The sequence below is a fragment of the Streptosporangium sp. NPDC050284 genome, assembly GCF_044459525.1.
Lineage (GTDB): Bacteria > Actinomycetota > Actinomycetes > Streptosporangiales > Streptosporangiaceae > Streptosporangium.
On sequence record NZ_JBITIZ010000003.1, the window covers coordinates 268206 to 293629 of the forward strand.

17 protein-coding genes are annotated in these 25424 nt (G+C 69.7%); 6 read left to right on the forward strand and 11 right to left on the reverse strand.

Features of this window, described 5'->3' with window-relative positions; all coding sequences use genetic code 11:
* Positions 1 to 4: 4 nt before the first annotated feature.
* The 4 genes from ACIBH4_RS08820 to ACIBH4_RS08835 all read right to left on the reverse strand — a co-directional run bounded on the left by ACIBH4_RS08820 (position 5) and on the right by ACIBH4_RS08835 (position 5031).
* On the reverse strand, positions 5 to 1210 hold the full coding sequence (locus tag ACIBH4_RS08820) for an acyltransferase (RefSeq protein WP_362502838.1): 1206 nt from the start codon (positions 1208 to 1210) through the stop codon (positions 5 to 7).
* A gap of 81 nt (positions 1211 to 1291) precedes the next feature.
* On the reverse strand, positions 1292 to 2863 hold the full coding sequence (gene guaA / locus ACIBH4_RS08825) for a glutamine-hydrolyzing GMP synthase (protein ID WP_399171871.1): 1572 nt from the start codon (positions 2861 to 2863) through the stop codon (positions 1292 to 1294).
* Positions 2864 to 2935: 72 nt separating this feature from the next.
* Positions 2936 to 3823 carry an SDR family NAD(P)-dependent oxidoreductase gene (locus ACIBH4_RS08830; protein WP_362502844.1) on the reverse strand — a complete coding sequence of 296 codons (888 nt, stop codon included), beginning with the start codon at positions 3821 to 3823 and terminating at the stop codon, positions 2936 to 2938.
* A 251-nt stretch (positions 3824 to 4074) separates the two neighbouring features.
* Entirely contained in the window at positions 4075 to 5031 is a 957-nt protein-coding gene (locus tag ACIBH4_RS08835; protein ID WP_362762980.1) for a hypothetical protein, read from the reverse strand.
* Positions 5032 to 5810: 779 nt separating this feature from the next.
* On the opposite strand from ACIBH4_RS08835, the gene ACIBH4_RS08840 reads away from it, so the two are divergent.
* Complete coding sequence (locus ACIBH4_RS08840; RefSeq protein WP_362502850.1) at positions 5811 to 6530, forward strand: class I SAM-dependent methyltransferase; 720 nt, start codon at positions 5811 to 5813, stop codon at positions 6528 to 6530.
* An 11-nt stretch (positions 6531 to 6541) separates the two neighbouring features.
* On the opposite strand, the gene ACIBH4_RS08845 is transcribed toward ACIBH4_RS08840, so the two are convergent.
* A complete protein-coding gene (locus tag ACIBH4_RS08845; protein WP_362502853.1) occupies positions 6542 to 7891 on the reverse strand; it encodes a UDP-glucose/GDP-mannose dehydrogenase family protein in 1350 nt (449 codons plus the stop codon).
* On the opposite strand from ACIBH4_RS08845, the gene ACIBH4_RS08850 reads away from it, so the two are divergent.
* Entirely contained in the window at positions 7890 to 9209 is a 1320-nt protein-coding gene (locus ACIBH4_RS08850; protein WP_362502856.1) for a UDP-glucose/GDP-mannose dehydrogenase family protein, read from the forward strand. The genes ACIBH4_RS08845 and ACIBH4_RS08850 overlap by 2 nt on opposite strands.
* On the opposite strand, the gene ACIBH4_RS08855 is transcribed toward ACIBH4_RS08850, so the two are convergent.
* On the reverse strand, positions 9185 to 10720 hold the full coding sequence (locus ACIBH4_RS08855; protein ID WP_362762977.1) for a DUF885 family protein: 1536 nt from the start codon (positions 10718 to 10720) through the stop codon (positions 9185 to 9187). The two genes, ACIBH4_RS08850 and ACIBH4_RS08855, sit on opposite strands and share 25 nt — an antisense overlap.
* A gap of 414 nt (positions 10721 to 11134) precedes the next feature.
* Positions 11135 to 11965: an NAD(P)H-binding protein gene (locus ACIBH4_RS08860; protein WP_362502862.1), complete on the reverse strand. Its 831-nt coding sequence runs from the start codon at positions 11963 to 11965 to the stop codon at positions 11135 to 11137.
* A gap of 84 nt (positions 11966 to 12049) precedes the next feature.
* Here ACIBH4_RS08860 and ACIBH4_RS08865 point away from each other — a divergent pair, with 84 nt between their 5' ends.
* On the forward strand, positions 12050 to 12457 hold the full coding sequence (locus ACIBH4_RS08865) for a helix-turn-helix domain-containing protein (RefSeq protein ID WP_362502865.1): 408 nt from the start codon (positions 12050 to 12052) through the stop codon (positions 12455 to 12457).
* A 181-nt stretch (positions 12458 to 12638) separates the two neighbouring features.
* Here ACIBH4_RS08865 and ACIBH4_RS08870 read toward each other — a convergent pair whose 3' ends face one another.
* Positions 12639 to 14036: a pyridoxal-dependent decarboxylase gene (locus tag ACIBH4_RS08870; RefSeq protein ID WP_362762974.1), complete on the reverse strand. Its 1398-nt coding sequence runs from the start codon at positions 14034 to 14036 to the stop codon at positions 12639 to 12641.
* A gap of 65 nt (positions 14037 to 14101) precedes the next feature.
* Here ACIBH4_RS08870 and ACIBH4_RS08875 point away from each other — a divergent pair, with 65 nt between their 5' ends.
* Complete coding sequence (locus tag ACIBH4_RS08875) at positions 14102 to 14569, forward strand: Lrp/AsnC family transcriptional regulator (protein WP_362502871.1); 468 nt, start codon at positions 14102 to 14104, stop codon at positions 14567 to 14569.
* Between the two features lie 45 nt (positions 14570 to 14614).
* Here the strand turns inward: ACIBH4_RS08875 and ACIBH4_RS08880 are convergent, their stop codons facing one another.
* On the reverse strand, positions 14615 to 16306 hold the full coding sequence (locus ACIBH4_RS08880) for a GMC family oxidoreductase (protein ID WP_362762971.1): 1692 nt from the start codon (positions 16304 to 16306) through the stop codon (positions 14615 to 14617).
* A 53-nt stretch (positions 16307 to 16359) separates the two neighbouring features.
* Entirely contained in the window at positions 16360 to 17907 is a 1548-nt protein-coding gene (locus ACIBH4_RS08885; RefSeq protein WP_362762968.1) for a succinic semialdehyde dehydrogenase, read from the reverse strand.
* Positions 17908 to 18029: 122 nt separating this feature from the next.
* Here ACIBH4_RS08885 and ACIBH4_RS08890 point away from each other — a divergent pair, with 122 nt between their 5' ends.
* Positions 18030 to 20246: a beta-propeller domain-containing protein gene (locus tag ACIBH4_RS08890; protein WP_362762965.1), complete on the forward strand. Its 2217-nt coding sequence runs from the start codon at positions 18030 to 18032 to the stop codon at positions 20244 to 20246.
* 204 nt (positions 20247 to 20450) lie between these two features.
* Positions 20451 to 23360, forward strand: coding sequence for a M36 family metallopeptidase (locus ACIBH4_RS08895; RefSeq protein ID WP_362762962.1), 2910 nt, complete (start codon positions 20451 to 20453; stop codon positions 23358 to 23360).
* Positions 23361 to 23604: 244 nt separating this feature from the next.
* Here ACIBH4_RS08895 and ACIBH4_RS08900 read toward each other — a convergent pair whose 3' ends face one another.
* Entirely contained in the window at positions 23605 to 25335 is a 1731-nt protein-coding gene (locus ACIBH4_RS08900; RefSeq protein ID WP_362502883.1) for a glycerol-3-phosphate dehydrogenase/oxidase, read from the reverse strand.
* Positions 25336 to 25424: the final 89 nt, after the last annotated feature.

Here is a 25424-nt window from a genome sequence, read left to right on the forward strand (position 1 = left end):
ACCCTCACCGTGTGGGGGCGACCTCGCTGGAGGACGGCCTCCGGGCCAGCCGCCTGCCCAGCCGCTGCATGGGAAGCTCCACGTAGCGGTAGGTGAGCAGGCTCAGGCCGAGCACCACCAGCACGAACGCCACCGACAGTGAGAGCTGCACCACCTGCCCCGCGTTCCGCACGTCACCGACGACGACGTGCGCGATCCGCAGCAGCGGGTGGTGCAGCAGGTAGACCGAGTAGCTGACCAGGCCCAGCCAGACGAGGAACCTGGGCAGCCGGCGCTCGCGCAGGGCCATCGCACCCGCGAACGACGCCCCGGCCAGCGCGATGGTCGTGAACCACGGCCCCGGCTGCACCCACCACCAGCCCGCCTGCTCCGCCCAGACCGGCGCCAGCGCCACGAGCACGGTCGCCGCCGCCACGGGCCAGAGCCCGCCCGAGCCCTGCTCCCAGCGGCGGATCGCGGTCCCCGCGAACATCACCGACAGGATCGCGGCCCCGAACCACGGCACGAAACTCGAAAAGATCAGAAGCACCAGCGCCGTCGCGCCGAGAACGTACGCGGCGGTCCTCCTGAACCGGCCGCCGATCAGGCCCACCAGGCCCACGAAGAACAGCACGCCGGACACGTACGCGGGCCAGGGGCCCCGTAGCAGCGGTGCCGTCAGCACCAGCCCCACCGCGACCGCGGCGACACCGAAGCCCACCGCGAAGGTCCCGCTCGCGCGGTGCAGCCCGCCGACGAACAGCGCGGTGACGACCAGGTAGAAGACCATCTCGTAGGAGAGCGTCCACATGGTGTCTGCGAGGCCGCCCCTGCCCACCACGTCCAGCAGCATCGTGGCGTGCGCGGCCACCGACGACAGATCCCTGGGCACCTGCTCGCGGACGGGCATCCAGAACGCCATCACCAGGACGAGCGCCGAGACCAGCAGGTAGATCGGGTACAGCCGGAACACGCGGCTGATCCAGAACACCCTGACATCGCCGTGCCTCTCCAGCGAGACCGGGATGATGTAGCCGCTGACCAGGAAGAACACCAGGACGCCGTACATCCCGAGGTTGAACCAGTACGGTCTCAGGGCGGGCATGAACCAGGGCAGCATGTGCTCCAGCAACACGGCGACCGCACCGATGCCACGCAACGCGTCGAGCCACGCCAGGCGGGCGACGGCGGTCTTGGGGGAGTCTGCGCCGATGGGGGTGGTGGAAGACACCCACCCCAACTTACCCGCCGTCCTCCCGCCAAACGGCGCCAACCGCCGAGGAGATCCCTCCCCTGTCGCCCGCCGAGGCGGCTACTCCCACTCGATGGTGCCCGGGGGCTTGCTGGTCACGTCGAGCACCACCCTGTTGACCTCGCGAACCTCGTTCGTGATGCGGGTGGAGACGCGGGCGAGCACGTCGTACGGGACACGCGACCAGTCGGCGGTCATCGCGTCCTCGCTGGAGACCGGGCGCAGCACGACCGGGTGACCGTAGGTGCGGCCGTCGCCCTGGACACCCACCGAGCGGACGTCGGCGAGCAGGACGACCGGGCACTGCCAGATGTCCCGGTCGAGACCGGCGCGCGAGAGCTCCTCGCGGGCGATGGCGTCCGCCTCGCGGAGGATCTCCAGGCGCTCGCGGTTCACCGCGCCGATGATGCGGATGCCCAGCCCGGGGCCGGGGAACGGCTGGCGCCAGACCATCTCGGCGGGCAGGCCCAGCTGCTCCCCCGCCCGGCGCACCTCGTCCTTGAACAGTGCTCGCAGCGGCTCCACCAGCGAGAACCGGAGATCGTCGGGGAGGCCGCCGACATTGTGGTGGGACTTGATGTTGGCGGTGCCGGTGCCGCCGCCGGACTCGACCACGTCGGGGTACAGGGTGCCCTGGACGAGGAAGTCGACGGGACCGTCGGCGAGGATGGCGCGCTGCTCGTCCTCGAAGACCCTGATGAACTCGCGACCGATGATCTTGCGCTTCTCCTCGGGGTCGGTGACCCCGTCGAGCGCCTTCAGGAAGCGCTCCTGGGCGTCGGCCACGCGCAGCTTGACGCCGGTGGCGGCCACGAAGTCGCGCTCGACCTGCTCGGCCTCGCCCTTGCGCAGCAGCCCGTGATCGACGAAGACGCAGGTCAGCCGGTCACCGATCGCCCGCTGGACCATGGCTGCGGCCACCGCGGAGTCCACGCCGCCGGACAGGCCGCAGATGGCGCGGCCCTCGGGGCCGATCTGGGCGCGGATCGCCTCGACCGCGTCCTCGACGATGTTGACCATCGTCCAGGAGGGGCGGCAGCCCGCCGCGTCGAGGAAGTGCTTCAACACGGTCTGGCCGTGCTCGGAGTGGAGAACCTCGGGGTGGAACTGGACGCCGTACAGGCCGAGCTCGGGGTGCTCGAAGGCGGCGACGGGCGTCTGGGCCGTCGCGGCGGTGACCGTGAACCCCTCGGGGGCGGCGGAGACGCTGTCACCGTGGGACATCCAGACCGACTGCGCGGCGGGCAGCCCCGCGAAGAGCACGCCCTCCTCCTCGACGTCGAGGTGGGTCCCGCCGTACTCGGCGGTGCCGGTCCTGGCGACCTTTCCACCCAGCTCCTGGGCCATGATCTGGAAGCCGTAGCAGATGCCGAAGGTCGGCACGCCGGTCTCGAACAGGCCCGCGGGGGCCGCGGGAGCACCCTCGGCGTACACCGAGGAGGGGCCCCCGGACAGGATGATCGCCTTGGGCTTCTTGGCCATCATCTCCTCGACCGGCATCGTCGAGGGGACGATCTCGGAGTAGACGTGGCATTCACGCACCCTTCGCGCGATCAGCTGCGCGTACTGCGCGCCGAAGTCGACGACCAGGACCGTGTCGAACTCAGACACCAAGACCCCCAAAAGGAACAGAGCGGTGTCCCCAGTCTATCGGCGCCCGTCAGCCCGCCCGCTCGCAGCCGAAAAGATCTCCCGCGGCCCCGTCTACCCGCGATCGGGAAGCACTCCCCCACCCGCACGGTCCCCCCTGCCGGAGAACGAGGGCAGCGCCCCGGCGATCAACGCCTCTGTCTGCTCGCGCAGGATCTCCGCGTAACCCGGGTGGGTGAGGACCAGGAAACGCTCCTCGCGGATGGCGTCCACCGCCGCCCGGGCCACCTCGGCCGGGTCGATGCCCTCCTCCACGAGGCCGTCGATGATCGCGGCGGAGACCTCCTCGTCCTCGTCCTCGGCGCGACCGGCGGCCACGAGGTTCTCCGGCCGGTGGCGGCCGGAGCGGTTCAGGCCGGTACGCACCCCGCCGGGGCACAGCGCGGTCACCCGGAGCCTGGAGCCGGCCGCCGCGAGATCCTGGGCGAGGGACTGCGAGGCGGCGAGCGCGGCGTACTTCGAGACCGAATAGGGGCCGAAGTACGGGATGGCGAACAGGCCCGCAGCGGAGACGGTGTTGAGGATGTGCCCCTCGGTGTCCTGGTCGATCATGCGGGGCACGAAGGCCCGGACGCCGTTGAGTATGCCCCACAGGTTCACCCCGAGCGGCCAGGCGAAGTCCTCCGGCTCCCTCGTCCACATCCGGCCGCCCTGGAAGACCCCCGCGTTGTTGCACAGCACGTGGACCGCGCCCAGCTCACCGAACGTACGGTCGGCGAGGTGCTCCACGGCCACCTGATCGGAGACGTCGGCGATCTCGGTGAGGACCTTGCCCCCGTCGGCGCTCGCCTCCACCAGCGAGGCGGTGTCCGCGAGATCTCCCGGCTCGACGTCGGCGAGCATGAGGGACATCCCCTCCGCGGCCAGGCCCAGCGCGAGCGCCCTCCCGATCCCGCCACCCGCCCCCGTGACGACCGCGACCTTGCCCGACAACTCCCGCATGGCACTTCCTCCCAGCCCGATGGTTCACGGATCGTCGTACCTCCAGGCCGGTGGTTCACACCTGACGCTCCTCCGGTTCGTGCCGTACCTGGCGACCGATGGTGTCCAAAGCCAACGTGAAGAGCCCACCACCAACCGGCGACGAGATGTCCTTCATCACCGGCATCTACCTGGTCTTCGACGGCGGCACCACCGCCGTCGACCGCTGAACCTGCCCCGGACCTGATCGCCGTACTGTCATTGATCTTGAGTCATCTCTGTTCTTCGAGCTCCGCCACTCCCTGACGAAACCGCGCCACAACCACGGCATTGGGATAAAAGCGCTCCAGCGTGGCACCGAGGTCATGGCTTCGGGTGACGATCGCCGCGGCATAACGCGGCGCGGAGATCGCGGACAGACCATGAACGACCGCCTGCTCGGGGTCGCCCAGCCGGGCACAGGCGACCCCGAGGTCCAAGGCGGTGATCGCTCGTCTCGTCGGAGACACCTGTGGAGCCTGCTCGTACACCTCCATCGCCTGCTCGGCGAAGTCACGGGCCTGCCCATCGTGACCGAGCCACAAACTGGAGGTCGCGGCGATCGACCAGGCCCGTACGGCATCGGCGCTGAACAGTCCGTTCGCATGAGGCGAATGCCGCTCTGCCTGGTCGCGGAGCGCCTCCAGCGCTTCAGATGCCGGGACTGCGTGACCGAGCCGTGCGTGGGTCCGAGCGAGTTGTCCGGTCAGGCGCGTCTGAGCAGCGCTTCCCGCTGGAGCCTGGCCCACTCCCCGTTGGGCGGCGCGAAGCGCTTCATACGGCCGGTCGTCATAGAGCCAGGTCGTCGCCTCCACGTCCCACGCCCACGCCGCCGTCTCATCGTGATCGGCCTCGTCCGCGTGATGACGGGCATCGGCCGCGTACGCGAGCGCTGCCCGTACATCCCCTCGATCATGGGCCGTCCACGCGAGGATCAGCGACAGCCAGGCCGCGGCGATGTACAGCTCGCGGCGCTGCTTGAGCGTCATACGCAGCTGAAGCAACTCCGCGACGTGGCGGCGATCCGTGAGCGCGGCCTGCCACAGCTCGGCCGCGTCGTACCGAGAGTAATCAGTGCCGTAGTCACCGATGACCCGATAGAGATGCTCCAGGCTGCTCGGTCCGAGATCGGTCTGTTCACTGCGACGGGTCAACTCCCGAGCTTCGCTCTCGGCACTCGTGATCAGCAAGCCAGGCACAACGAAAGCTGCCGCCCCCAGACGCAGTGCGTCACGACGATTCGTACGATCACCTCCTGACGGGTGTGGTGTGTAGTCAGTGCCGAATCCAAGCTGGACCGGCCCCGTCTCGAAAAGCCTGCCAAGCCGGTCCTGGTAGTCATCGTCCGGACGATTCCCGTTCTCCCAACGGCGCCAAGCCCGCTCGTCCACTCCGCGCAGGGGCAGCTCAGCGGCTTGAGCGACCGTGATGAGTCGAGCAACCGCCTCAGAGACGGTCCAGCCTCGGGCAAGCCGAGCACTTTTCAGGCGACTGTGACCACAACAAACATGGATCTCCTGCGCAAGGTCATGAAGGACCTGCGGCGAAAGCCCGTCACCGTATGCGGCCAGCGCACGGGCGCGGATCGCGCTAGTACATCGCATGTCGTGAGATGTCGGCACTGATCTCTCCGCGAAAGACGCAGAAACAGGTGGCAGGACAGTCACGCCTCACCCTCCCCCGATTAACCACATCCGGCAAGAGGGCACACCACGCCCTCACTCCGGACCGTATGCGTCCAACTACAGGGCGTCAATTGCCACTGGCAGTGGTGGGCGGTTACAGCCGACAGTTCATACCCCGCCTCATTTCAAGAAGAGGCGGCCCCACTGAACGCCGCTTTGGCCGGATGAACACCTCGGAGGTAGACGTGGCCACACCATCAACTCGTGCTCACTACTCCAACCCTGGAGCGATCTTCACAACCACCGCTGACGCCTACGTCCGTTATCGACCGGAGCACCCCGGCGTGCTCATCGACTACATCGCCGAAACCGCCCATGCCGCCGCCAACGACGCCCCCGTCCTCGACCTGGGGAGCGGGCCCGGCGTGATCGCCGTGCGCCTTGCCGAACTGGGCATTCCAGTGATCGCAGTTGAACCCAACGAAGAAATGCTGGCAGCCGGCCGCCAACGGACCGCCGACCGCGGTATCGAAAACATCGATTGGCGACAGGGGGATTCGTCCACAGTGTCGGACCTTCCACTCATCCGAGGCACGGTGATCGGCGACGCCTTTCACTACATGCCCCGAGATCAGGTCCTGGCAGACCTGCACGGGATCACCGTGTCCGGCGGGTTCGTCGCCATAGTCGTCAGCCACGCGCTCGGCACACCGAAGGCGTGGTGGGAACCGATCCTGGACCGCATCCGCGACCGATTCCTCGGCACCCACCGCGCCGCAGGACCAGATGCCCCTTTCCAATACCTCACCGAAGACCACGAGACGGTACTGCGCCGGTCAGATTTCCCTCGCGTACGAGCCCTGCGCACCGATTACCGCCTGGACCTCACCACTGAGGAATTGATCGGTTTGCAGTACACCTATGCCTTCTCCTCAAGGGCGGTGCTCGGCGAGCTCCAAGAGGAGTACGAACAGGCACTACGGAATGCGCTAACCGCCGTGGAACCATCTGGAGGATTCGCGGCGACCCTGCAGACCGCCGTGATCATCGGCGAGCGTCCGTGAAAGGCCTGGCATCAGCTCCGACCAAGCCGGTGCAGTGTCCATTCGGCATCCTGCCACCGGGATATGTCGAGGACGCTTCGAGCGTCAATCATGACCTGCCGATCCACGACCTTGGCAACGCTTTCCGGATCGAGGTCACGAAACTCCGGCCACGCGGTCATGGTGACCAGGACGTCAGCTCCCGTAGCGGCTGCCAGGGCATCTTCGGCGTAGTCAAGTTCTGGGTGAACAAGGCGAGCATTTTCCACAGCCATCGGATCGTAGATCGTGACCACCGCTCCGAGCGAGTGGAGACGTGCCGCAACATCCAAAGCGGGGGAATCTCTCACATCGTCGGTACCGAACTTGAACGCCGCCCCCCACACGCCGACACGTCGGCCGACCATGTCACCGCCGCAGGCTTTCCTTGTCATCTCAACCACGCGCTCGCGACGACCGGTATTGATCCGATCCACCGAGTTCAGCAACTCCGCAGCGCTTTCCACGCCGAGTTCGCGGGCTCGGGCGGCGAACGCACGGGTGTCCTTGGGCAGGCAACCACCGCCATAGCCGACCCCTGCGTCCAGAAACGCCCTACCGATGCGCGGGTCCAAGCCGATGGCATCGGCGAGCTGGTTGACATCGGCGCCGGATGCCTCACAGATGTCAGCCATCGCGTTGATAAAGGAGATCTTCGTCGACAGGAAGGCGTTCGCTGCGCCTTTCACCAGCTCACAGGTGGCTGGGTCGGTAACGACAAGCGGCACCCCGGCATCGGTGATCGGTTTGTACGCCTCCCGGATCTTCTCCTCAGCCTTTGCAGAGGTCACGCCGATAACGATGCGGTCCGGTCGCAGCGTGTCCTGCACAGCATGACCTTCCCGCAAAAATTCGGGGTTCCAGGCAACGGCCACGTCTTCCCCTGCTGGAGCAAGTCCTCGTATCAGTTCCTGGGTCGCCGCCGTCGTGCCGACGGACACCGTGGACTTACCCACGATGACGCAGGCCTGGCGCAGGTGCGGTGCGAGCGAGCGCACGGCCGCGAAAACCTGCGACAGATCGTAATCGTCGCGATCGGCCATGCCGGGAGTCGCGACTCCGAGGAAGTGCATCTCACCGAACTCACCTGCCTCGGCGAAGTCGGTGGTGAACCGTAGCCGTCCGGAGGCGATGTGGCGGGTGAGCATCACATCCAAATCCGGCTCATAGAACCAGGCCCTGCCTGAACTCAGCGTTTCGATTTTGGCCGCGTCAATGTCGACGCCGACCACTTCATGGCCGATCTCAGCCATCGAGGCCGCGTGGGTCACACCCAGATGGCCACACCCGATCACGGTCATTCGCACGTGTTCATCGTCCCTTTCTTTAAGGAAGTGCAGCATGAAGATCAACATCATCGGCTGTGGACGTCTCGGCGCCCCATACGCGGCCGGGCTGGCCCGCATGGGTCACCATGTTCTCGGTCTGGACACCGACCCGAAGACCGTGCGCCTACTCAGTGCAGGCCGTACGCCCTTCGACGAACCAGGTCTGGCCGAGGCTATAGCCTCGCACGGCAGCCCAGGAAACCTTCGCTTCACCGACTCCTACGACACCGCCACGGCGTTCACGGACCTACACATCTTGTGCGTCGGTACGCCACAGCAAATCGGAGCACTCGCCGCCGACCTGGGCGATCTTGAGAGGGCCGTGATCGAGCTGTCGTCACGACTGCGCCGTGACGCAGTGATCGTGGTGAAGTCCTCGGTGCCCGTTGGCACCACGAAGCACCTGGCCGAACTCGCGCGCTCCGTGGCCCCGGCATATGTGCGGGTGACGGTCGTCTGCTCTCCGGACTTCCTTCGGGAGTCCACCTCCCTGGCCGATGTGGCTCGCCCCTCACGAATTGTGCTCGGCCTCGCCGCCGGCGACGAACATGCCGAACAGTTGCTACGGCAAGCTTGGAAAGCTCAACTCGATGCCGGTGCACTGATGGTCGTGACCGATCTGACAACAGCGGAAATGTGCAAGACCGCGGCGAATGCCTTCCTCGCCACGAAGATCTCCTTCATCAACGCCATCGCCTCACTGTGCGAAGCGACGGGAACCGATGCTTCCTCCCTTGCCCACACGTTGGCGCTGGACCCCCGCATCGGCGACGCATACCTCGACCCCGGCGTCGGCTACGGTGGCAGTTGCCTGCCCAAGGACGTGCGAAGCCTCATCGCCCAAGGACACGAACATGGTGTCGGCGCGGATCTGGAACTGCTGATTCAGGTCGACAGAGTCAACCAGCGCCGACAGCACCGTGCCGTGGACTTGGCCCGACATGCCTGTGGCGGTGACCTGAACAATCGCCGCGTCGGAGTATGGGGGCTGTCTTTCAAACCCGGTGTCGACGACCTGCGCGACTCACCGGCACTGGCCGTGGCCCTGGCGATCCACCATGAAGGCGGCATCGTCACCGCCTACGACCCCGCAGCGATGGCTTTCGCCCGGGACCTGCACCCGCAACTGCACTACGCACCCACCTCCGCTGAGGCCGTAGAGGACTCGGAGGTGCTTCTACACCTGACGGCCTGGCCGGAGTTCATTGATGCCGACCCCACCAAACTGGTGGAATCGGCCGCCGTTCCGATCGTCGTTGATGGTCGAGCGGCCCTCGACCCTGACCTGTGGGGTGACGCCGGATGGAGCTATCGGGCGTTAGGGCGGGCTTGAAGGGCGTGGTCGAGGAGGCCGAGGGGCGGGGAGCCGAGGTCGAGCATCGCGGTGTGGAAGCGGTTGAGGCCGAAGCCAGGGCCCCACTGGGCCCTGGCGCGGTCGCGGAGGTCGAGGATCTCCAGCTTGCCCCAGGTGTAGCGGCCGTAGGTGGGGTCGAAGGTGGCCCGCGCCGCCTCCGACAGGGCCGCGGGACCGGCGAGGTGAGTGTCGGCGGCGAAGCGGCGGGCCCCCTCCTCGACGGTCATCGCACCGGAGTGCACGCCGATCGCGCAGGCCAGCCGGGTCACCCTGATGAGCGCCTCCAGCCACACCCCGATCTCGAAGCGCGGGTCGCCGGGAGCGAAGTCCTCCTCGACGCAGAGCTCCTCCGCGTAGTGCGCCCAGCCCTCCGCGAAGGAGAGCGACATCAGCGTCCGCCGCACGTCGGAACGGGCGTGGCGCAGGGCGCGACCGTGGGAGAAGTGGCCGGGGGCGACCTCGTGCACGTTGATCGCGGGAAGCGTGGTGTCGCTGAAGACCTCCAGCCACTCCTCGATGTCGCGCTCGGGCCACGAGGGGTCGGGCGGGGTGACGTGATACCACGAGGGACCGTCAGGCTCGCCCGGCGCCGCCCAGCTCATCATCGCCATGCCCCACCGGCGTGACTCGGGCGCGATGCCGACCAGGCACTCCCCGTCGTGATAGGGCACCAGGTCCTTCTCCCTGGTGAAGGCGATCGCCCTCTCGGTGCCGATCCTGGCCGCCTCGATCACACCGTCGGGGTCGGGGTGTTGCCTGACGAGCTCGCGCGCGACCTCAAGCGGCGACCGTCCCGCGAATCCCAGCGCGGCGCACGACTCCGCCAACCGGGCCATCAGGCGGTCGCGCTCGGCGTCGGCGCGCTCGGCGAGCCGTCTCAGGTCGACCGGAAGGCCCTCACCGCCGCCCATGAGCCTGGCGAGCCCCTCGGCACCGAGGGAGGCGTCCGGGTCGCCGTCGTGCGCGGCCTTCTCGACGTGCTGCACCAACCTGGCATGCGCCCTGAACGCCGCCTCACGCACACTCTCCTCGGCGTCCCCCGGCACCCCGGAGGCCAGACCGCGCACCACTCCGAGCAGGGCGGTCGCGACGGGGGCGCTGAGCAGGTCGAGCGAGGCGATCGCGCCGTCCACCGCCTCCGGCCAGCGGGCCAGGTGCGCGAGCTTGGCGGCGTTCCGCTCGGCCTCGGGGGCGTACTCGCGGTCGTAGGTGGCCAGGTCGAGGTTGCCCAGATGCTCCAGAGGGTTGCGGCGGTGCAGTTCCAGCTCGCCGAACTGCACCCGCACGGCCTCCTCGAAGATCTGCAGATGCGCCGCGTCGTACGGATCGGCGGGCAGCGGCCCCCTGCCCAGCGCGGCCAGCCCGGTGCGCACCCCCTCGGGCGAGAGGTCCTGGATGAGTCCGTCGTACTCGTGCCGCCCGGCCATTTCCCTGACGCCGGAGACGGTCAGGTCGCACACCGCGCGCAGGCGGCCGTCGAGTTCGCTCATGAACGCGACGCTATCTCAGCGAACCCTCCCGAACCCGAGAGTAAGCACTATCCGGACGCCTCTCCCAGCGCTTCAGCGCCTTGGGCAGACAGGCGACATCGATCCTGCCGAGCCCGTCCACGTCCAACGACTTGACCGCGCATTCCCCCGCCTCCAGCAGCGGCTCCCGGAAAAGGACCGCGAGCGTCTCCGCCACGCGATGGCCTGACGCCGCCCAGTGATCGTCGCCCCGCCACCCACCTTCGCGTGCCGCGTCAGACACAGTGCTTCCAGGTGACGCCGAAGGTGGGAAGGCATTGGGCGAGTTCACGGCATACGACCAGCCTGATGCGGCCGCCGTGCCCGTCTACCGCTCACCCCTCGGACTCAGGGTGGTGTGTCCAGCTGGTCGGACGAGTCCGGGAGTGGGCACTATCAGGACGACTTTCCGGCGATGATCTCCAGGGCGGAGCGGGGTGCCGTACCGAGCAGGCTTCGCAGGTCGCTGTCCGTGCCGTCCATGAAACCGTTCGCGATCGAGGAGTAGGTGCCCACCAGCATCGGGACCTGGAAGGACGCCAGGCCAAGGCCGGTGAACGCCTCGCGGGCCTCGGCGAGGGTGCTCGGCTCGTACGAGACGGTGCTTCCGGTGGCCTCGGTGAGGGTGGCGGCCAGCTCCGCGCCGCCGACCGCCTCCTCCCCGACCAGCTCGTGGGTCCGGCCCGCGTGCGCGGAGGCGTCGGTCGCGACCAGGGCGGCCACGTCCGCCAGGTCCTCGCGGGCCACCGCGGCGAGTCGTCCGGAGCCCAGCGGCGCGGTGATCCTGCCGTCCACGACGGGTGCGAGCGTCGCCAGCAACTCGGCGTAGAGCCCGTTGCGCAGGATCGTCCAGTTCGCGGCACCCTCACGGAGCCTGCGTTCGGTCCAGCGGTGGGCGAGCGCGTAGGCCAGGTGGTCACCGGCGGCACTGAGACTGGTGTAGACGATGTGCGAGACCCCGGCCTTCTCCGCCGCCTCGATCGCCGCGCCGTGCCTGGCGATCACCACGTCGTCCTCACCGTAGCCCGCGGAGATCAGCAGCAGCGTGTCCACTCCGGCGAAACCCTCCTCCAGCGAGGCTGGATCCTCGAAGTCGATCAGGCGGCTCGGTGCCCCCGCGGGGACCGCCTCGGGGGCGCGGCTGCCGATCACCACGTCGTCCCGCCCCGCCAGCCGCGCGGCGACGAGCCGCCCCAGTGCGCCCGTCGCCCCTGTCATGAGAATCATGGAATCTCCCCCGTGTGAGTGGTTCTCTTCGGTAACTGGGTCCATCATCGATAACCAGGACGCGTGGCATAAGGAGGCACTTCGATGTCAGTGGGGCACACCGCGGTAACCACGGAGCCGGTCGTCTCCTGCGGAGACGAGGACTGCGGCATCCGTGAGGTCCTCGACCGGATCGGCGACAAGTGGTCGGTGCTGGTGATCGTGGAGCTGGCCCAGGGGGTGCGCAGGTTCCGCGAACTCCAGCGGGCCATCCCCGGCATCTCGCAGCGGATGCTCACCCTGACCGTACGCCGCCTGGAGCGCGACGGCCTGATCTCCAGGACCGTCCACGCCGTCGTCCCGCCACAGGTCGACTACGAGCTGACCCCGACCGGGCACAGCCTCACCCACCTGGTGCGGGCCCTCGCCGACTGGTCGGCCGAGCACCGCGACGGCATCGCCGAGTCGCGCCGCCGCTGGGACGCCGCCCACCCCGACTCCGGCATCCGCTGAGACCCGCCGGACCCGCCTCGGACTCCCCGGAGAGCGGCCTCACGCACCGGTCACAACCGATCCGAGGAGTCGGCCACAGCGAGCCCCGGCTCTCCAGAGACGGGTTCACCCCGCCAACGGCCCGTTGGACCATGTGCACGTGTCAACGTGTGAGGCCCTGCCCGGCTCTCCGCGCGGGAGTTCACCAGGGACCGGCCGTCGCCTCCTCCGATTCGGCAATCCGGTCGAGCAGCGCGTCAAACGTCTTGTCGTCCGTGGCGGGGGCCATCACGGTGACCCTCAGATGACGGACCCCGCCGACCTCCGCCGAAGTGAGGTGGAAGGCGCCGTCGTCCATCAGGCGCTCACGAATGTCCGCCTGGTCGCCGATGCCGTACCTGAAGCAGACGATGTTGCTCTCCGGCTCGTACGGGCACTCGAAGCCCGGCCGCTCGCGGGCCAGTTCCCAGAAGCGGTGCGCGGCGGCGTATTGACGCGCGACGTACTCGCCCAGGCCGCGCTCGCCCCGCCAGGCCAGGTTGAGGAAGACCTTCAGGCCCAGCTCGGCCTTGCTGCACTCCACGGTCCTGCCGATGAGGTCGAAGCCCTGCTCCCCGTAGAACAGGTAGCTGGCCCGCTGCCGAAAGGCCGCGTCCAGGTCGCTCTCTCGCCGGGTCAGCACCGCCGCGGCCAGGCTGGAGGTACGCAGCATCTTGTGCGCGTCCCAGATCAGCGAGTCGGCCAGCTCGATCCCGTCGAGCAGGTGGCGATATGCGTCGGAGAGCAGTGCGGAGGCGCCGTGGGCGCCGTCCACGTGGAACCAGACGCCGTTGGCGGCACAGAACTCTCCGATCCCGCGCAGGTCGTCGTAGAGGCCGGTCCCGGTCGCGCAGGCGTTCGCCACCAGGGCCATCGGCCGCCGCCCCGCCCTGCGTACCCGCTCCAGGGCGTCGGGCAGGCGGGCGACGTCGATCCTGCCGAGCTCGTCCACGTCCAGCGGCGCCACGGCCCGTTCCCCCAGGCCGAGGATCGCGGCGGCGCGGGTGAGCGAGTAGTGCGACGACGCCGGAGCGAGCAGCGCGAGGTCGCCGGGGACGCCCTCGGTCCACGCCTCCGGGACCACCGAGGCCCGCGCGGCCAGCAGCGCCGTGAGGTTGGCCAGCGATCCCCCGTGGGTCAGCACCCCGCCGCCCGCCTCGCCGAAACCGACCTTGCCGAGCATCCAGCGAAGCACCTCCAACTCGACCGTCGCCGCCGAAGCGCCCATCTCGTAGATCGCCATCGGGTTGTTGCTCACGCCGTGGACGAGGTCGGCGAGGGCCGCCGGGAAGTCGGGAGCGGCGACCTGGTGCCCGAGGTAGGCGGGATGGTGCAGCCGCGTGCCCTCGGCGAGGTAGGTGCGCAGGAACCCCGCGTGGTCGTCGACGGTCATCCCGCCCTCGCGGATCCACCGGGTGAGCCCGAGCCGCTCGGCCAGCTCACCGGGGGGTCTGCGGCCGACCACGGGTGGCACGCCCCGCTGGCTCTCGTCGACGTAGGCGGCCAGCTCGTCGACGGTCACGGTCGCCGCGTTCACGAATTTTTCAACATTCCAGGTCACACGGGGATACTGGTGGAATTCACAATGACTCGCCACGCAAGCCAAATTCAACGGAGGTCAATCCAGTGAACGTCGAACTGGATTCGGTGGACCGGCGAATCCTGGCAGAGCTGCAGAAGGATGCGCGACTCCCGAACAAGGATCTGGCCGAACGCGTGGGCGTCGCCCCCTCCACGGCGCTGGAGCGGGTGCGCTCCCTGCGGAGGCGCGGGGTGATCGGCGCCTTCCGTGCCGAGGTCGATCCGGCGACGCTCGGCCGCCCCCTGCAGGCGCTGCTCGCCCTGCGGGTCCGGCCGCACACCAGCCAGCTCGTCGACCCGCTGCGGGCCTTCGTCCTGGGCCTGCCGGAAACCGTCGCCCTGTTCCATGTGGCCGGCCCCCAGGACTTCCTGGTCCACGTGGCGGTCGCCGACGCCGACCGCCTGCACCGCCTGCTCCTGGAGAAGTTCCTGATCCGGCCCGAGATCGTGCACGTCGAGACGACCCTCATCTACCGGACCGAGACCCAGCCCATCCAGCGACCCGCCGACTGATGCGTGTCCGGCTCCCGTGCTCAGGGCGGGACCCCGCGCCTCCCGTCAGGTGATGTCGACGATGGGAAGGCGGAGGGCGCCGGGGGCGGCGGCGGGGACGGCGGGGTTCGCCGGGGCGACGGGCGTGAGGCGGGCGTACGGGGAGCCCTGGGCGGGGCGGGTGTCGGGCTCTCCCCGGTTGGGCCACAGCGCCATCGCGCGCTCGGCCTGTGCGGTGATGGTGAGGGAGGGGTTGACGCCAGGGTTGGCGGAGACCGCGGAGCCGTCGACGACGTGCAGGCCCGCGTAGCCGTGGACGCGGTGGTAGGGGTCGATCACCCCGGTGTCGGGTCCGGCGCCGATGGCGCAGCCGCCCAGGAAGTGGGCGGTGGCCGGGATGTCGAACAGGTCGAGCCAGGAGCCCGCGGGCACGCCGCCGACCTCCTCGGCCGCGTGCCGGACGAACTCGTGACCGGCCGGCAGCCAGGTGGGGTTGGGGTCGCCGTGGCCCCGCTCCGAGCGCAGCCCGCGGCCGAACACCCCCCTGCGCGAGGACAGGGTGATCGAGTTGTCCTTGGCCTGCATGACCAGCGCGATGATGCCGCGCTCCGACCACCGGCGGTGGTTGAGCATCCTCGCGGCCCGACGCGGCGCGCGCAGGGCCTCGCCGAGGAACTTGAGCCAGCGCGGGGCGCCGCCTCCGTCGACGAGCAGGGTGCGGAGCATGCCCATCGCGTTGGAACCGTCGCCGTAGCGGACCGGCTCGATGTGCGTGTGGGCGTCGGGATGGATCGAGGAGGTGATCGCCACCCCCCGGTTGAGCTTCTCCCCCGTGACCGAGAGGCGCTCGAACCCGAGCAGCGCCTCGGAGTTGGTCCTGGTGAGGGCGCCCAGGCGGTCGGAGAGGCCGGGCAGCGCGCCCGAGGACTTGAGCCGGTGCAGCAGGCTCTGGGTGCCGTACGTCCCCGCGGCGAAGATCACGTGCTCGGCGGTGAGGACGCGGCGGCGCCAGGGCGCTCCCGTCCTGCGCACCTCGACCCGGTAGCCGCCCTCGATCGGGGCGACCGAGGTGACCGTGGTCTCGGCGAAGACCCTCGCCCCGGCCCGCTCCGCGAGGTGGAGGTAGTTCTTGACCAGCGTGTTCTTGGCGCCGTGGCGGCAGCCCGTCATGCACTCGCCGCACTCGGTGCACCCCCTGCGGCGCGGCCCCGCACCGCCGAAGTAGGGGTCGTCCACCTCGACGCCGGGGGTCCCGAAGAAGACTCCGACCGGCGCCAGGTGGAAGGTGTCGCCCACACCCATCCGTTCGGCGACCGCGCGCACCACCTCGTCGGCCGGGGTGACGGTCGGGTTGAGCGTCACGCCCAGCATGCGCGAGGCCTGGTCGTAGTACGGGGCGAGCTCGGCCTTCCAGTCGGTGATGGACGACCACTGGGCGTCCTGGAAGAACGCGTCCGGCGGCTCGTAGAGGGTGTTGGCGTAGACCAGGGAGCCTCCGCCGACCCCGGCGCCCGCCAGGACCATGACGCCGGTGCCCTTCTGGCCCCGCAGCACGTGGATGCGCTGGATGCCCTTCAGGCCCAGCGCCGGAGCCCACAGGAAGTCGCGGATCCGCCAGGAGGTCCTGGGGAGCGTGGTCTCGTCGAAGCGCCGGCCCGCCTCAAGCACGGCGACCCGGTAGCCCTTCTCCGTCAGGCGCAGCGCCGAGACGCTCCCGCCGAACCCCGATCCGATCACCAGCACGTCGTGGTCGAACACGGCGGCTCCCTTCGAACGACGACCTCCGTCGGCCCCGACCGGCCCCGTGACGCTCACTTCAGGCGGAGCGTCTTCATCAGCTTGAAGGCGGTCGCGAGGGTGTCGGCGTACTTCTCGTACGCCATGCCGAGGACCGGTTCGAAGCCCAGCCAGGGCGCCTGGCTGGAGACGGTCTGTCCCTCGGTGTATCTCAGCAGCCCCTCGGTTCCGTGACGGCGGCCGAGGCCCGAGGACTTCATGCCGCCCATGGGCGCGTCGTAGGAGGCGTAGGCCGAGGCGTACCCCTCGTTGATGTTGACCGTGCCCGCCCTGATCCGGGAGGCGAGCGCCCGCCCGCGCGGCACGTCGCGGGTCCAGACGGAGGCGTTGAGCCCGTACGCGGTGTCGTTGGCCCGCTCGACCGCCTCGTCGTCGTCACCGAAGCGGTAGATCGCGACGACGGGGCCGAAGGTCTCGGCGCGGCACATCTCCATGCTCTCGTCGACGCCGGACAGGACGGTGGGCTCGTAGAACAGCGGGCCGAGGTCGGGGCGGGCCTTGCCTCCCGCGAGGAGCGTGGCGCCCTTGGCGACGGCGTCGTCCACGTGGGCGCCGACCGACTCCAGCTGCCTCGCGGAGGAGAGCGAGCCCATCTGCACGTTCCAGTCGAGTCCCGCGCCGAGCCGCATGTTGCCGACCTGCCGGACGAACCGCTCCACGAACGCGTCGTACGCGGAGTCGTGGACGTAGAGCCGCTCGACCGAGAGGCACAGCTGCCCGGCGTTGGTGAAGCAGGCGCGCAGCGCGCCCTGGGTGGCCGCGTCCAGGTCGGCGTCGTCGAGCACGAGCATCGGGTTCTTGCCGCCGAGTTCCAGCGAGCAGCCGATCAGCCGCTTCGCCGCCTCCTCGGCGATCTTCCTGCCGGCCCGGGTCGAGCCGGTGAACGCCAGGTAGTCGGCGTCGTCGAGCAGTGCCTCGCCCACCTCCGCGGGGTCGCCGAGGACGACCTGCCAGATGTCGCGGGGCATGCCGAGGGAGACGAGCAGGTCGATCGTCCACAGCGTGGACAGCGCGGTCTGGGTGTCGGGCTTGTGGACCACGGCGTTGCCCGCGAGCAGCGCGGGGACGGCGTCGGTGACGCCGAGCGAGAGCGGGTAGTTCCACGGCGAGACCAGGGCCACCGTTCCCCGGGGCCGGTGCGTCTCGACCGTCCTGGTGGCGACGGGCAGGATCCCCGCCCGTCTCTTCGGCTCCAGCAGGCCGGGGGCCCGCCGCGCGTAGTACAGGGTGCAGCCCGCGACGTCGAGGACCTCCTCGAAGGCGTGCCTGCGGGCCTTGCCGGTCTCCCACTGGACCACGTCGAGGATCTCCTCGCGCCGGTCGAGGATGGCGTCGTGCAGGCGCAGGAACGGCTCGGCACGCTCCCGCGCGGACCTGGCCGCCCACTCCCGCTGCGCCTGTCGCGCCGAGGCGTGGGCGGCGTGGACGTCGTCGGCGGTGGAGACGGGCATCTCGGCGAGGACCTCGCCGGTGAACGGCGCCGTGATCTCCCGCGTCCTGCCGCCGGAGGTCACGTGCCGTAGGACGCGCTCGATCATGCGGGGGTCGAGGACCCGTGTCATCTCTGCCCGTGTCATTTCAGGGGGAACGGCCATGTTCGCAGCGTAATCGTGGGAGGCGTGCCGTGACTACCGGCGAGTAGCACGGTGTTGAACCGCGTGCTCTCCCGATCCGTCGTAGGGGCATGAGGACATCGATTCGTACGGCCGGCGCGGTCACCCTCGCCGCGGCCCTGCTCGCCACGGCGTGCAGCTCGACGGAGCCGAAGACCGCCGCGGGTCGTACGGCACCGGTCGAGCTGGGGAACGTCAAGCTGGTCTCCTACAGCGGCTGCGACGACATGCTGACCGGCCTGCGCGCGGCGACGGCCAAGAACGTCGGCCCCTGGGGCATCGGCGGCCCCGCCATCATGTTCGCGGAGGCGCGGTCGCTCGCCTCGGACGCCTCCGCCAAGAGCGCGGCCGGCGCGCCCGAGCACTCCACCACGAACACGCACGAGGCCGGGGTCGACGAGCCCGACCTGGTGAAGACCGACGGCGAGCGGGTCGTCGTCGTGAACCGCGGCGTGCTGCGGGTGGTGGACGCCGCGACCAGGAAGGTCACCGGCACGCTCAGACTCGTCGACGCCGAGCAGGCGTGGGTCCCGGCCGACCTGCTGGTCAGCGGCGACCGGGCGCTGGTGCTGTTCTCCGGCGGCGGGATCATCCCGTACGGCGCGACGGCCAAGCGCCCGGCGAGCCCAGGACCGCGCTACGTCCTCGTCGACCTGTCGGAGAAGCCGAAGGTCATCGGCTCGCTCACCCCCGACGGGGCCCATGTGGACGCGAGGATGGTCGGCTCGACCGTGCGCGTCGTGGTCCGCAGCCAGCCTCGGATCGAGTTCCCCGACCTCGGCCCCGACCTGTCGGAGAACGAGCGCACCCGGCGCAACACGGAGATCGTCGCGAAGGCGCCGATCGAGGCGTGGCTGCCGAAGTACGAGCTGACGACCGCCGACGGTGTGACCTCGGACCGTACGGTCGACTGCGGCCAGGTCAGCCACCCCGCGGAGTACACGGGGACGTCGATGCTGACCGTGCACAGCCTCGACCTGTCGCGGGCGCTCGCCGAGACGTCCCCGATCAGCGTCGCGGCCGACGGCGACACCGTCTACGGGACGGGCTCCAGCCTGTACGTGGCGAGCAATCCGCGCTGGTGGTGGCCACGACCGGTCGACCTGCCGATCGTCGACGACGCTCCCGCGACCTCCGCACCGTCCGAGCCGTCCGACTCCGCGACCGTCACCGCCGCCCCGGAGACGTCGACCACCGCGCCGACCCTGACCCCGAACTCGTCGCCTGCCCCCGCCGTCACCCCGGCGTCCGTCTCGAACGCCGAGCCGGCCCCGAGCCTGCTCCCCGAGCCGCCCGCCTCACCGGTCCCCGACCCCTCGGTGACCGGCACGGTCCCACCGAGTGACCCCGCCGCACCGACCGTCGCCTCGCCCACCCCGGTGCCCGCGACGACCACGACGACCACGACGGCGGAGCCGACCCCGCGGCAGCCTCCCGAGGAGACCGAGGTCCACCGGTTCGACATCACCGCGGCCGGGGCACCCCGCTACGTCGCCTCGGGCAAGGTCTCCGGCAGGCTGCTCAACCAGTACTCCCTGTCGGAGCACGAGGGACACCTGCGGGTCGCCACCACCTCGACGAGCGGGCAGGACAGTTCAAGCGCCGTCTACGTGCTCGACGCCGGCACCCTGGCCAAGACCGGCGAGGTCGGCGGGCTCGGGCGGGGCGAGCGGATCTACTCGGTCCGCTTCATCGGCCCGGTGGGCTACGTGGTGACGTTCAAGCAGGTGGATCCGCTCTACACGCTCGACCTGCGCGATCCCGCGGCACCGAGGAAGACGGGCGAACTGAAGATCACCGGCTACTCGGCGTACCTGCACCCGGCGGGTGACGGGCGGCTGATCGGCGTGGGCCAGGAGGCGAGCGAGCAGGGCCGTACGCTCGGTACCCAGGTCTCCCTGTTCGACGTGAGCGACCCGGCCAACCCGCGCCGCCTGTCGCAGATGTTCCAGAAGGACTCGGGCTCCGAAGCCGAGTGGGACCCGCACGCCTTCCTGTACTGGGCCAGGACGGGCATGGCGGTCCTCCCGCTGAGCTCGTGGGGAGGCCCCGAGCCGACCAACGGGACCGCACTGGTCCTCAGGATCGACGACTCCGCGGTCACCAGGACCGGCACGATCAGCCACCCCAGGCCCAAGCCGGTGGAGAACACCCGCTTCGCCGCGTATGATCCCGGCATCCGCCGCTCGGTCGTGATCGGCGAGAGCCTGTGGACGGTCTCCGACATGGGCCTCAAGGTCAGCGACATGAAGGACCTCGCCGACCAGGCCTGGATCCCCTTCTCCTGAGCCCGGCTCCCGAAGCCTCGGAATCGCGCCCCCGGCCCACCGCCGGGGGCGCGTCCTTTTATCTGCCTTACAAGTCCCTATAACACCGATATACACACCTTTACAAGATCTTGTCAGGACACTTGAATCGGTGTTACCTCTTGCCCACCACACGTGATCCGCGTGTGCCATGGCCGACAACGGCCAGCTTTCGCAGGAGGATCGGTGTCGACCAAACCCTGGTCACGCGTTACCGTCATCGCCGCCGCCACAGCGGCGCTCTTCATTCCCCTGCCGGGGATCGCCCAGAGCGAACCCGGTGGGCCTCCCAAGGCCCACGACTTCCAGTCGGAACACAGTGCCAAGCCCGACCTGGACAACCGGCGCGGCAGCGTCGCACCCCCGGCCTCGCTCTCCAGATCCGCGACCGCGAGCACCGCGACGATCCGGTGGAACGCCCTCGGCACCCCGGCCGTCATCACCGACTCCGCCCCCCTCGCCGAGGGCCTGGACGCCGACCCAGAGCGGGCGGCGCGGGCCTACCTCAAGGCGAACGAGAACCTCTTCGGGCTCTCCGGCGAGGCCGTGGACGCACTGGAGAAGATCGCCGCCAACCCCATCGGCGGCGGGTACGCCGTACTGCTGCGGCAGAGGTTCGGCGACCTGCCCGCGGGTGTGGACGGGCAGGTCGTGATCGGGGTGAAGGGCGGCAAGGTCCTCCACGTCACCTCGACGCTCTCGCGTTCCTCCGAGGCGCCTCCCGCCGCCAGGCTCACCGAGCAGCAGGCGCTGGAGATCGCGGCCAGGGACGGCGGGATCGACCTGGCCACGGCCACCGTGAAGAAGGTCACCGCCACGGCGGTGCCCGCGCCCGACGGTACGCACAACGCGTTCCAGGTCGTCCTGATCGGCGGCGGCGAGGGCGAGCCCGCCGCGTACACGACGCACGTGGACGCGGTCAGCGGCGAGATCCTCACCCGCGAGAACCTGGTGGACCACCACAGCGCGCCGGACGACCCCAGGTGGAAGGCGTTCCCCGCCAATCCCCCCGCCGACTACTCCTCCACCGACACCCGCGCGACGTGGTGCGCCAAGGCGGGCCCCGGCTGCGACGTGATCGGTGCCGACCCGGCCACCGGCAAGGCGTGGGACGTCGACCACGCCACGAACACCCCGACGAACACGAGCGTCGGCAACGCCGCCAAGACCGTGGAGAACCGGGCCAGCGGCGACGCGTTCTCCGTGGGCACCCGCGGCAACGTGGCCACCCCGAGCCGCGACTACGTATACCCGTGGACCAACAGGTGGTACACCGCCAAGTGCGACCCGGCCGTCCTGGACCAGCCGGGCGAGGCCGACCTCGAAGCCGCGATGTCCAACCTGCACGTCATGCACAACCGCATGCACGACTGGTCCTACCGGCTCGGCTTCACCGAGACCGCCTGGAACATGCAGAACGACAACGGCGAGCGCGGCGGCCTCGGCGGCGACCCCGAGCAGGGCAACGCCCAGGCGGGCGCCCGGGTGCTCAGCGTGCGCGACAACGCCAACCAGATCACCGGCCCCGACGGTGTCGCCCCCATCACCAACATGTACATGTGGCAGCCGATCGCGGGCTCGTTCTACTCGCCCTGCGTGGACGGCGACTACGACATGTCGGTGATCGGGCACGAGTACACCCACGCGATCTCCGGCCGCATGATCGCCGGCCCGAACGCCGGGTGGAGCGGCGCCCAGGCCGGGGCGATGAACGAGAGCACCTCCGACCTGTTCGCGATGGAGTACCTCTCCGAGTACGGTTACCGTCCCGCGGGCGACACCCCCTACGTCACCGGCGGCTACGTCACCGGCGACAAGAAGGCGGGCATCCGCAACTACGACATGTCCAAGTCCCCGCTGAACTACAGCGACATCGCGTACGACATCGTCGGCCAGCAGGTGCACGCCGACGGTGAGATCTGGTCGGCGACCCAGTACGGCGTGCGCAAGGCCTTCGTCCAGAAGTACGGCCAGGGCACCCCCGCCAAGCAGAAGGCGTGCGCCGAGGGCAAGACCCCGCTCGGGGAGTGCCCGGGCAACCGTCGCTGGGCGCAGGTCTCCTTCGACGCGCTGCTGCTGATGGCCTCCGGCGCGGTCAGCTACGTCGATCACCGCGACGCGATGCTCGCGGCCGACGCGATCCGTTTCGGCGGCGCGAACCAGGCCATCATGTGGCGCGCGTTCGCCGAGCACGGCCTCGGCCAGGGCGCGGCGAGCGCGGGGAGCAACGACCCCGACCCGACGCCGAGCTTCGTCGACCCGGTCGGCAAGAACGGCAGGATCCAGCTCAAGCCGCTGCTTGAGGCGAAGGACGCGGCGCTCCGGCTGTACGTCGGCGACTACGAGGGCCGCGTCGTGCCGGTGGCCGACACCGACCCGGCGACCGAACTCGGCGACACCGTCGAGATGACCCCGGGGATCTACGACTTCGTGGTCGTGGGCAACGGGTTCGGGCACACCCGGGTGAAGTTCGCGGTGCTGCCCGGCGTGAAGCTGCCGCTGCCGCTCGCGCTGCCGAAGAACCTCGCCTCGGCGGCGCTGGGTGCGACCGCGACCGGTGACGGCGTCAACCAGGCCAAGCTGATCGACGAGACGGAGGCGACGAACTGGGCCTCGCTCACCGCTCCGGTCAAGGGCAGGTCCGTCACCGTGGACCTGGCCGGCACCAAGCCGGAGAAGATCCGCCGCGTGCAGGTCAGCGCCATGCTCAGGCCGCCCGCTCCGAGCGACCCGGCCGACCCCGGCAGCCAGAACCGCTTCAGCGCCCTGCGCGCCTTCGAGGTCCTGGCCTGCGACGCCACCAAGAAGGACTGCTCGTCACCCGCGTCCTTCTCGGTCGTCTACACCAGCCCGTCCAACGCCTTCGAGACGCGCAGGCCGCGTCCTCGCGGCGCCGACCTGCTCATCGAGTCCTTCAAGATCCCCACGACCACCGCGACCCACCTCACCCTGCGGGCCGTCTCCACCCAGTGCACCGGCAACCCCGTCTACGCCGGTGAACAGGACGCCGACCCCAACTCCGCCACCGACTGCGCCACGGCGAGCCCCGCCAGGGACCACCTGCGCGCGGCCGAGTTCCAGGCCTTCACCCGCTAGTCCCTCTCCCGGAGTCCCCGGGGCCCGAGCTTCTCGGGCACCGGGGACCTCCCGGTTCCCGGGTGCCGGTTCCGCGACCTCCCGGCTCGGGCGATGCCGGTTCCGGGATTCCCCGGTTCGAGGTCCTTCGTCGCGGGGTCGGTTCCTGGACCTCCCGGCCCGGAGTTCTCCGTCACGGAGGCCGGTTCCTGGACCTCCCGGTTCGAGGACCTCCGTCGCGGGGGCGGTTCCCGGTTTCCCGAGGCTAGACGGGGTCCGTCTCGGGAACGGCGACCGGCACGATCTCCGGGGCGCCGAGGCGGATGGCGTCGGCCTCATGGTCGGTGTCCTGCTCCTGGGACAGGCGTTCCGACTCGACGCGCTTGGTGTAGTACTCCACCTCGCGCTTGATCTGCTCGGCGTCCCAGCCCAGTGGCCCGGCGAGCAACTGGGCCGTCTCCTGGACCACGCCCACTCCTCGGTGGAAGGTCTCGATCGAGATGTGCGTACGCCGGGTCAGCACGTCGTTCACGTGCCGGGCACCCTCGTGGGTCGCCGCGTAGACCACCTCCGCCCGCAGGTAGTCGTCGGCCCCCGTGAGCGGCTTGCCCAGCGACGGGTCCTGCTCGACCAGCGCCAGAACCTCGTCGATCATCGACCCGTACCGCTGGAGCAGGTGCTCGATCCTGGCCACGTGCAGCCCGGAGGACTGGGCGAGCCGCTGCCGGGAGTTCCACAGCGCCTGGTAGCCCTCGGCCCCGGCCAGCGGGACGCGATCGGTGCAGGAGGGCGGGACCCGCTGGTCCAGGCCGTGCGCCACGGCGTCGACCGCATCCTTCGCCATAACACGATATGTCGTGTATTTTCCGCCAGCCACCATCACCAGCCCCGGCACGGGGTGGGCCACCACGTGCTCGCGGGAGAGCTGGGACGTCTCCTCCGACTCCCCCGACAGCAGCGGGCGCAGCCCCGCGTAGACACCCTCGACGTCCTCGCGGGTGAGCGGGACCGAGAGCATCTCGTTCACGTGGTCGAGGACGTAGTCGATGTCGGAGCGCGACGCCGCCGGGTGGGCCCGGTCCAGCTCCCACCGGGTGTCGGTGGTGCCGATGATCCAGTGCCGGCCCCAGGGAATGACGAACAGCACCGACTTCTCGGTGCGCAGGATGATCCCGGTGAGGGAGTGGATCCGGTCGCGCGGCACCACCAGGTGGATGCCCTTGGAGGCCCTCACGTGGATCTGCCCGCGCCCGCCGACCATCTCCTGGATGTCGTCGGTCCACACTCCGGTGGCGTTCACCACCTGGCGGGCCCGCACCTCGAAGTCCCTGCCGCCCTCCAGGTCACGCCCCCGTACCCCGGTGACCCGCTCCCCCTCGCGCAGGAAACCCACCACCTGCGCCCGCGAGGCGACGTTCGCCCCGTACATCGCCGCCGTCCGCAGCGTGGTCATCACATGGCGGGCGTCGTCGACCTGGGCGTCCCAGTACTGCACCGCGCCGGAGAACGCCGTCTTGCGCAGCGCGGGCGCGAGCCGCAACGCCCTCGTGCGCGACAGGTGCCTGTGGCCCGGTACGCCCCTCGCGAGCCCGGTGGAGAAGCCCATCGTGTCGTACAGCACCAGACCCGCGCCGACATAGGGCCGCTCCCAGCCGTAATGCGTCAGCGGGAACAAGAACGGCACCGGCCTGACCAGGTGAGGGGCGATCCGCTGCAACAGCAGGGCCCGTTCCTGGAGCGCCTCCCTCACCAACTCGAAATTGAGCTGTTCCAGATAGCGCAGACCCCCGTGGATCAGCTTGGACGACCTGGAGGAGGTGCCGGAGGCGAAGTCGCGCGCCTCCAGCAGCCCGACGGACAACCCCCGGGTCACCGCGTCCAGGGCGACCCCCGCTCCGACGACCCCGCCTCCGATCACCACCACGTCGAGTTCTTCAGCGCCCATCTGCGCCAGTGCGGCGGACCGCTCGGCAGGACCAAGTCGTCCGGTGCCCATTCGCGCCGTCATTGTGCGACCCCCTGGGGTGCGTCTTGTCGCCTTACGTGAGGTATCTACCCATCTACCCTAGGCATTACTACTGACCG

Coding starts and splice junctions, on each gene's coding strand:
- ACIBH4_RS08830 (WP_362502844.1), bottom strand. CDS start 3,823: ATGCGGGAGTTGTCGGGCAAGGTCGCGGTCGTCACGGGGGCGGGTGGC.
- ACIBH4_RS08850 (WP_362502856.1), top strand. CDS start 7,890: ATGAAGATCAACATCATCGGCTGTGGACGTCTCGGCGCCCCATACGCG.
- ACIBH4_RS08845 (WP_362502853.1), bottom strand. CDS start 7,891: ATGCTGCACTTCCTTAAAGAAAGGGACGATGAACACGTGCGAATGACC.
- ACIBH4_RS08855 (WP_362762977.1), bottom strand. CDS start 10,720: ATGAGCGAACTCGACGGCCGCCTGCGCGCGGTGTGCGACCTGACCGTC.
- ACIBH4_RS08860 (WP_362502862.1), bottom strand. CDS start 11,965: ATGATTCTCATGACAGGGGCGACGGGCGCACTGGGGCGGCTCGTCGCC.
- ACIBH4_RS08865 (WP_362502865.1), top strand. CDS start 12,050: ATGTCAGTGGGGCACACCGCGGTAACCACGGAGCCGGTCGTCTCCTGC.
- ACIBH4_RS08885 (WP_362762968.1), bottom strand. CDS start 17,907: ATGACACGGGTCCTCGACCCCCGCATGATCGAGCGCGTCCTACGGCAC.
- ACIBH4_RS08890 (WP_362762965.1), top strand. CDS start 18,030: ATGAGGACATCGATTCGTACGGCCGGCGCGGTCACCCTCGCCGCGGCC.
- ACIBH4_RS08900 (WP_362502883.1), bottom strand. CDS start 25,335: ATGGGCACCGGACGACTTGGTCCTGCCGAGCGGTCCGCCGCACTGGCG.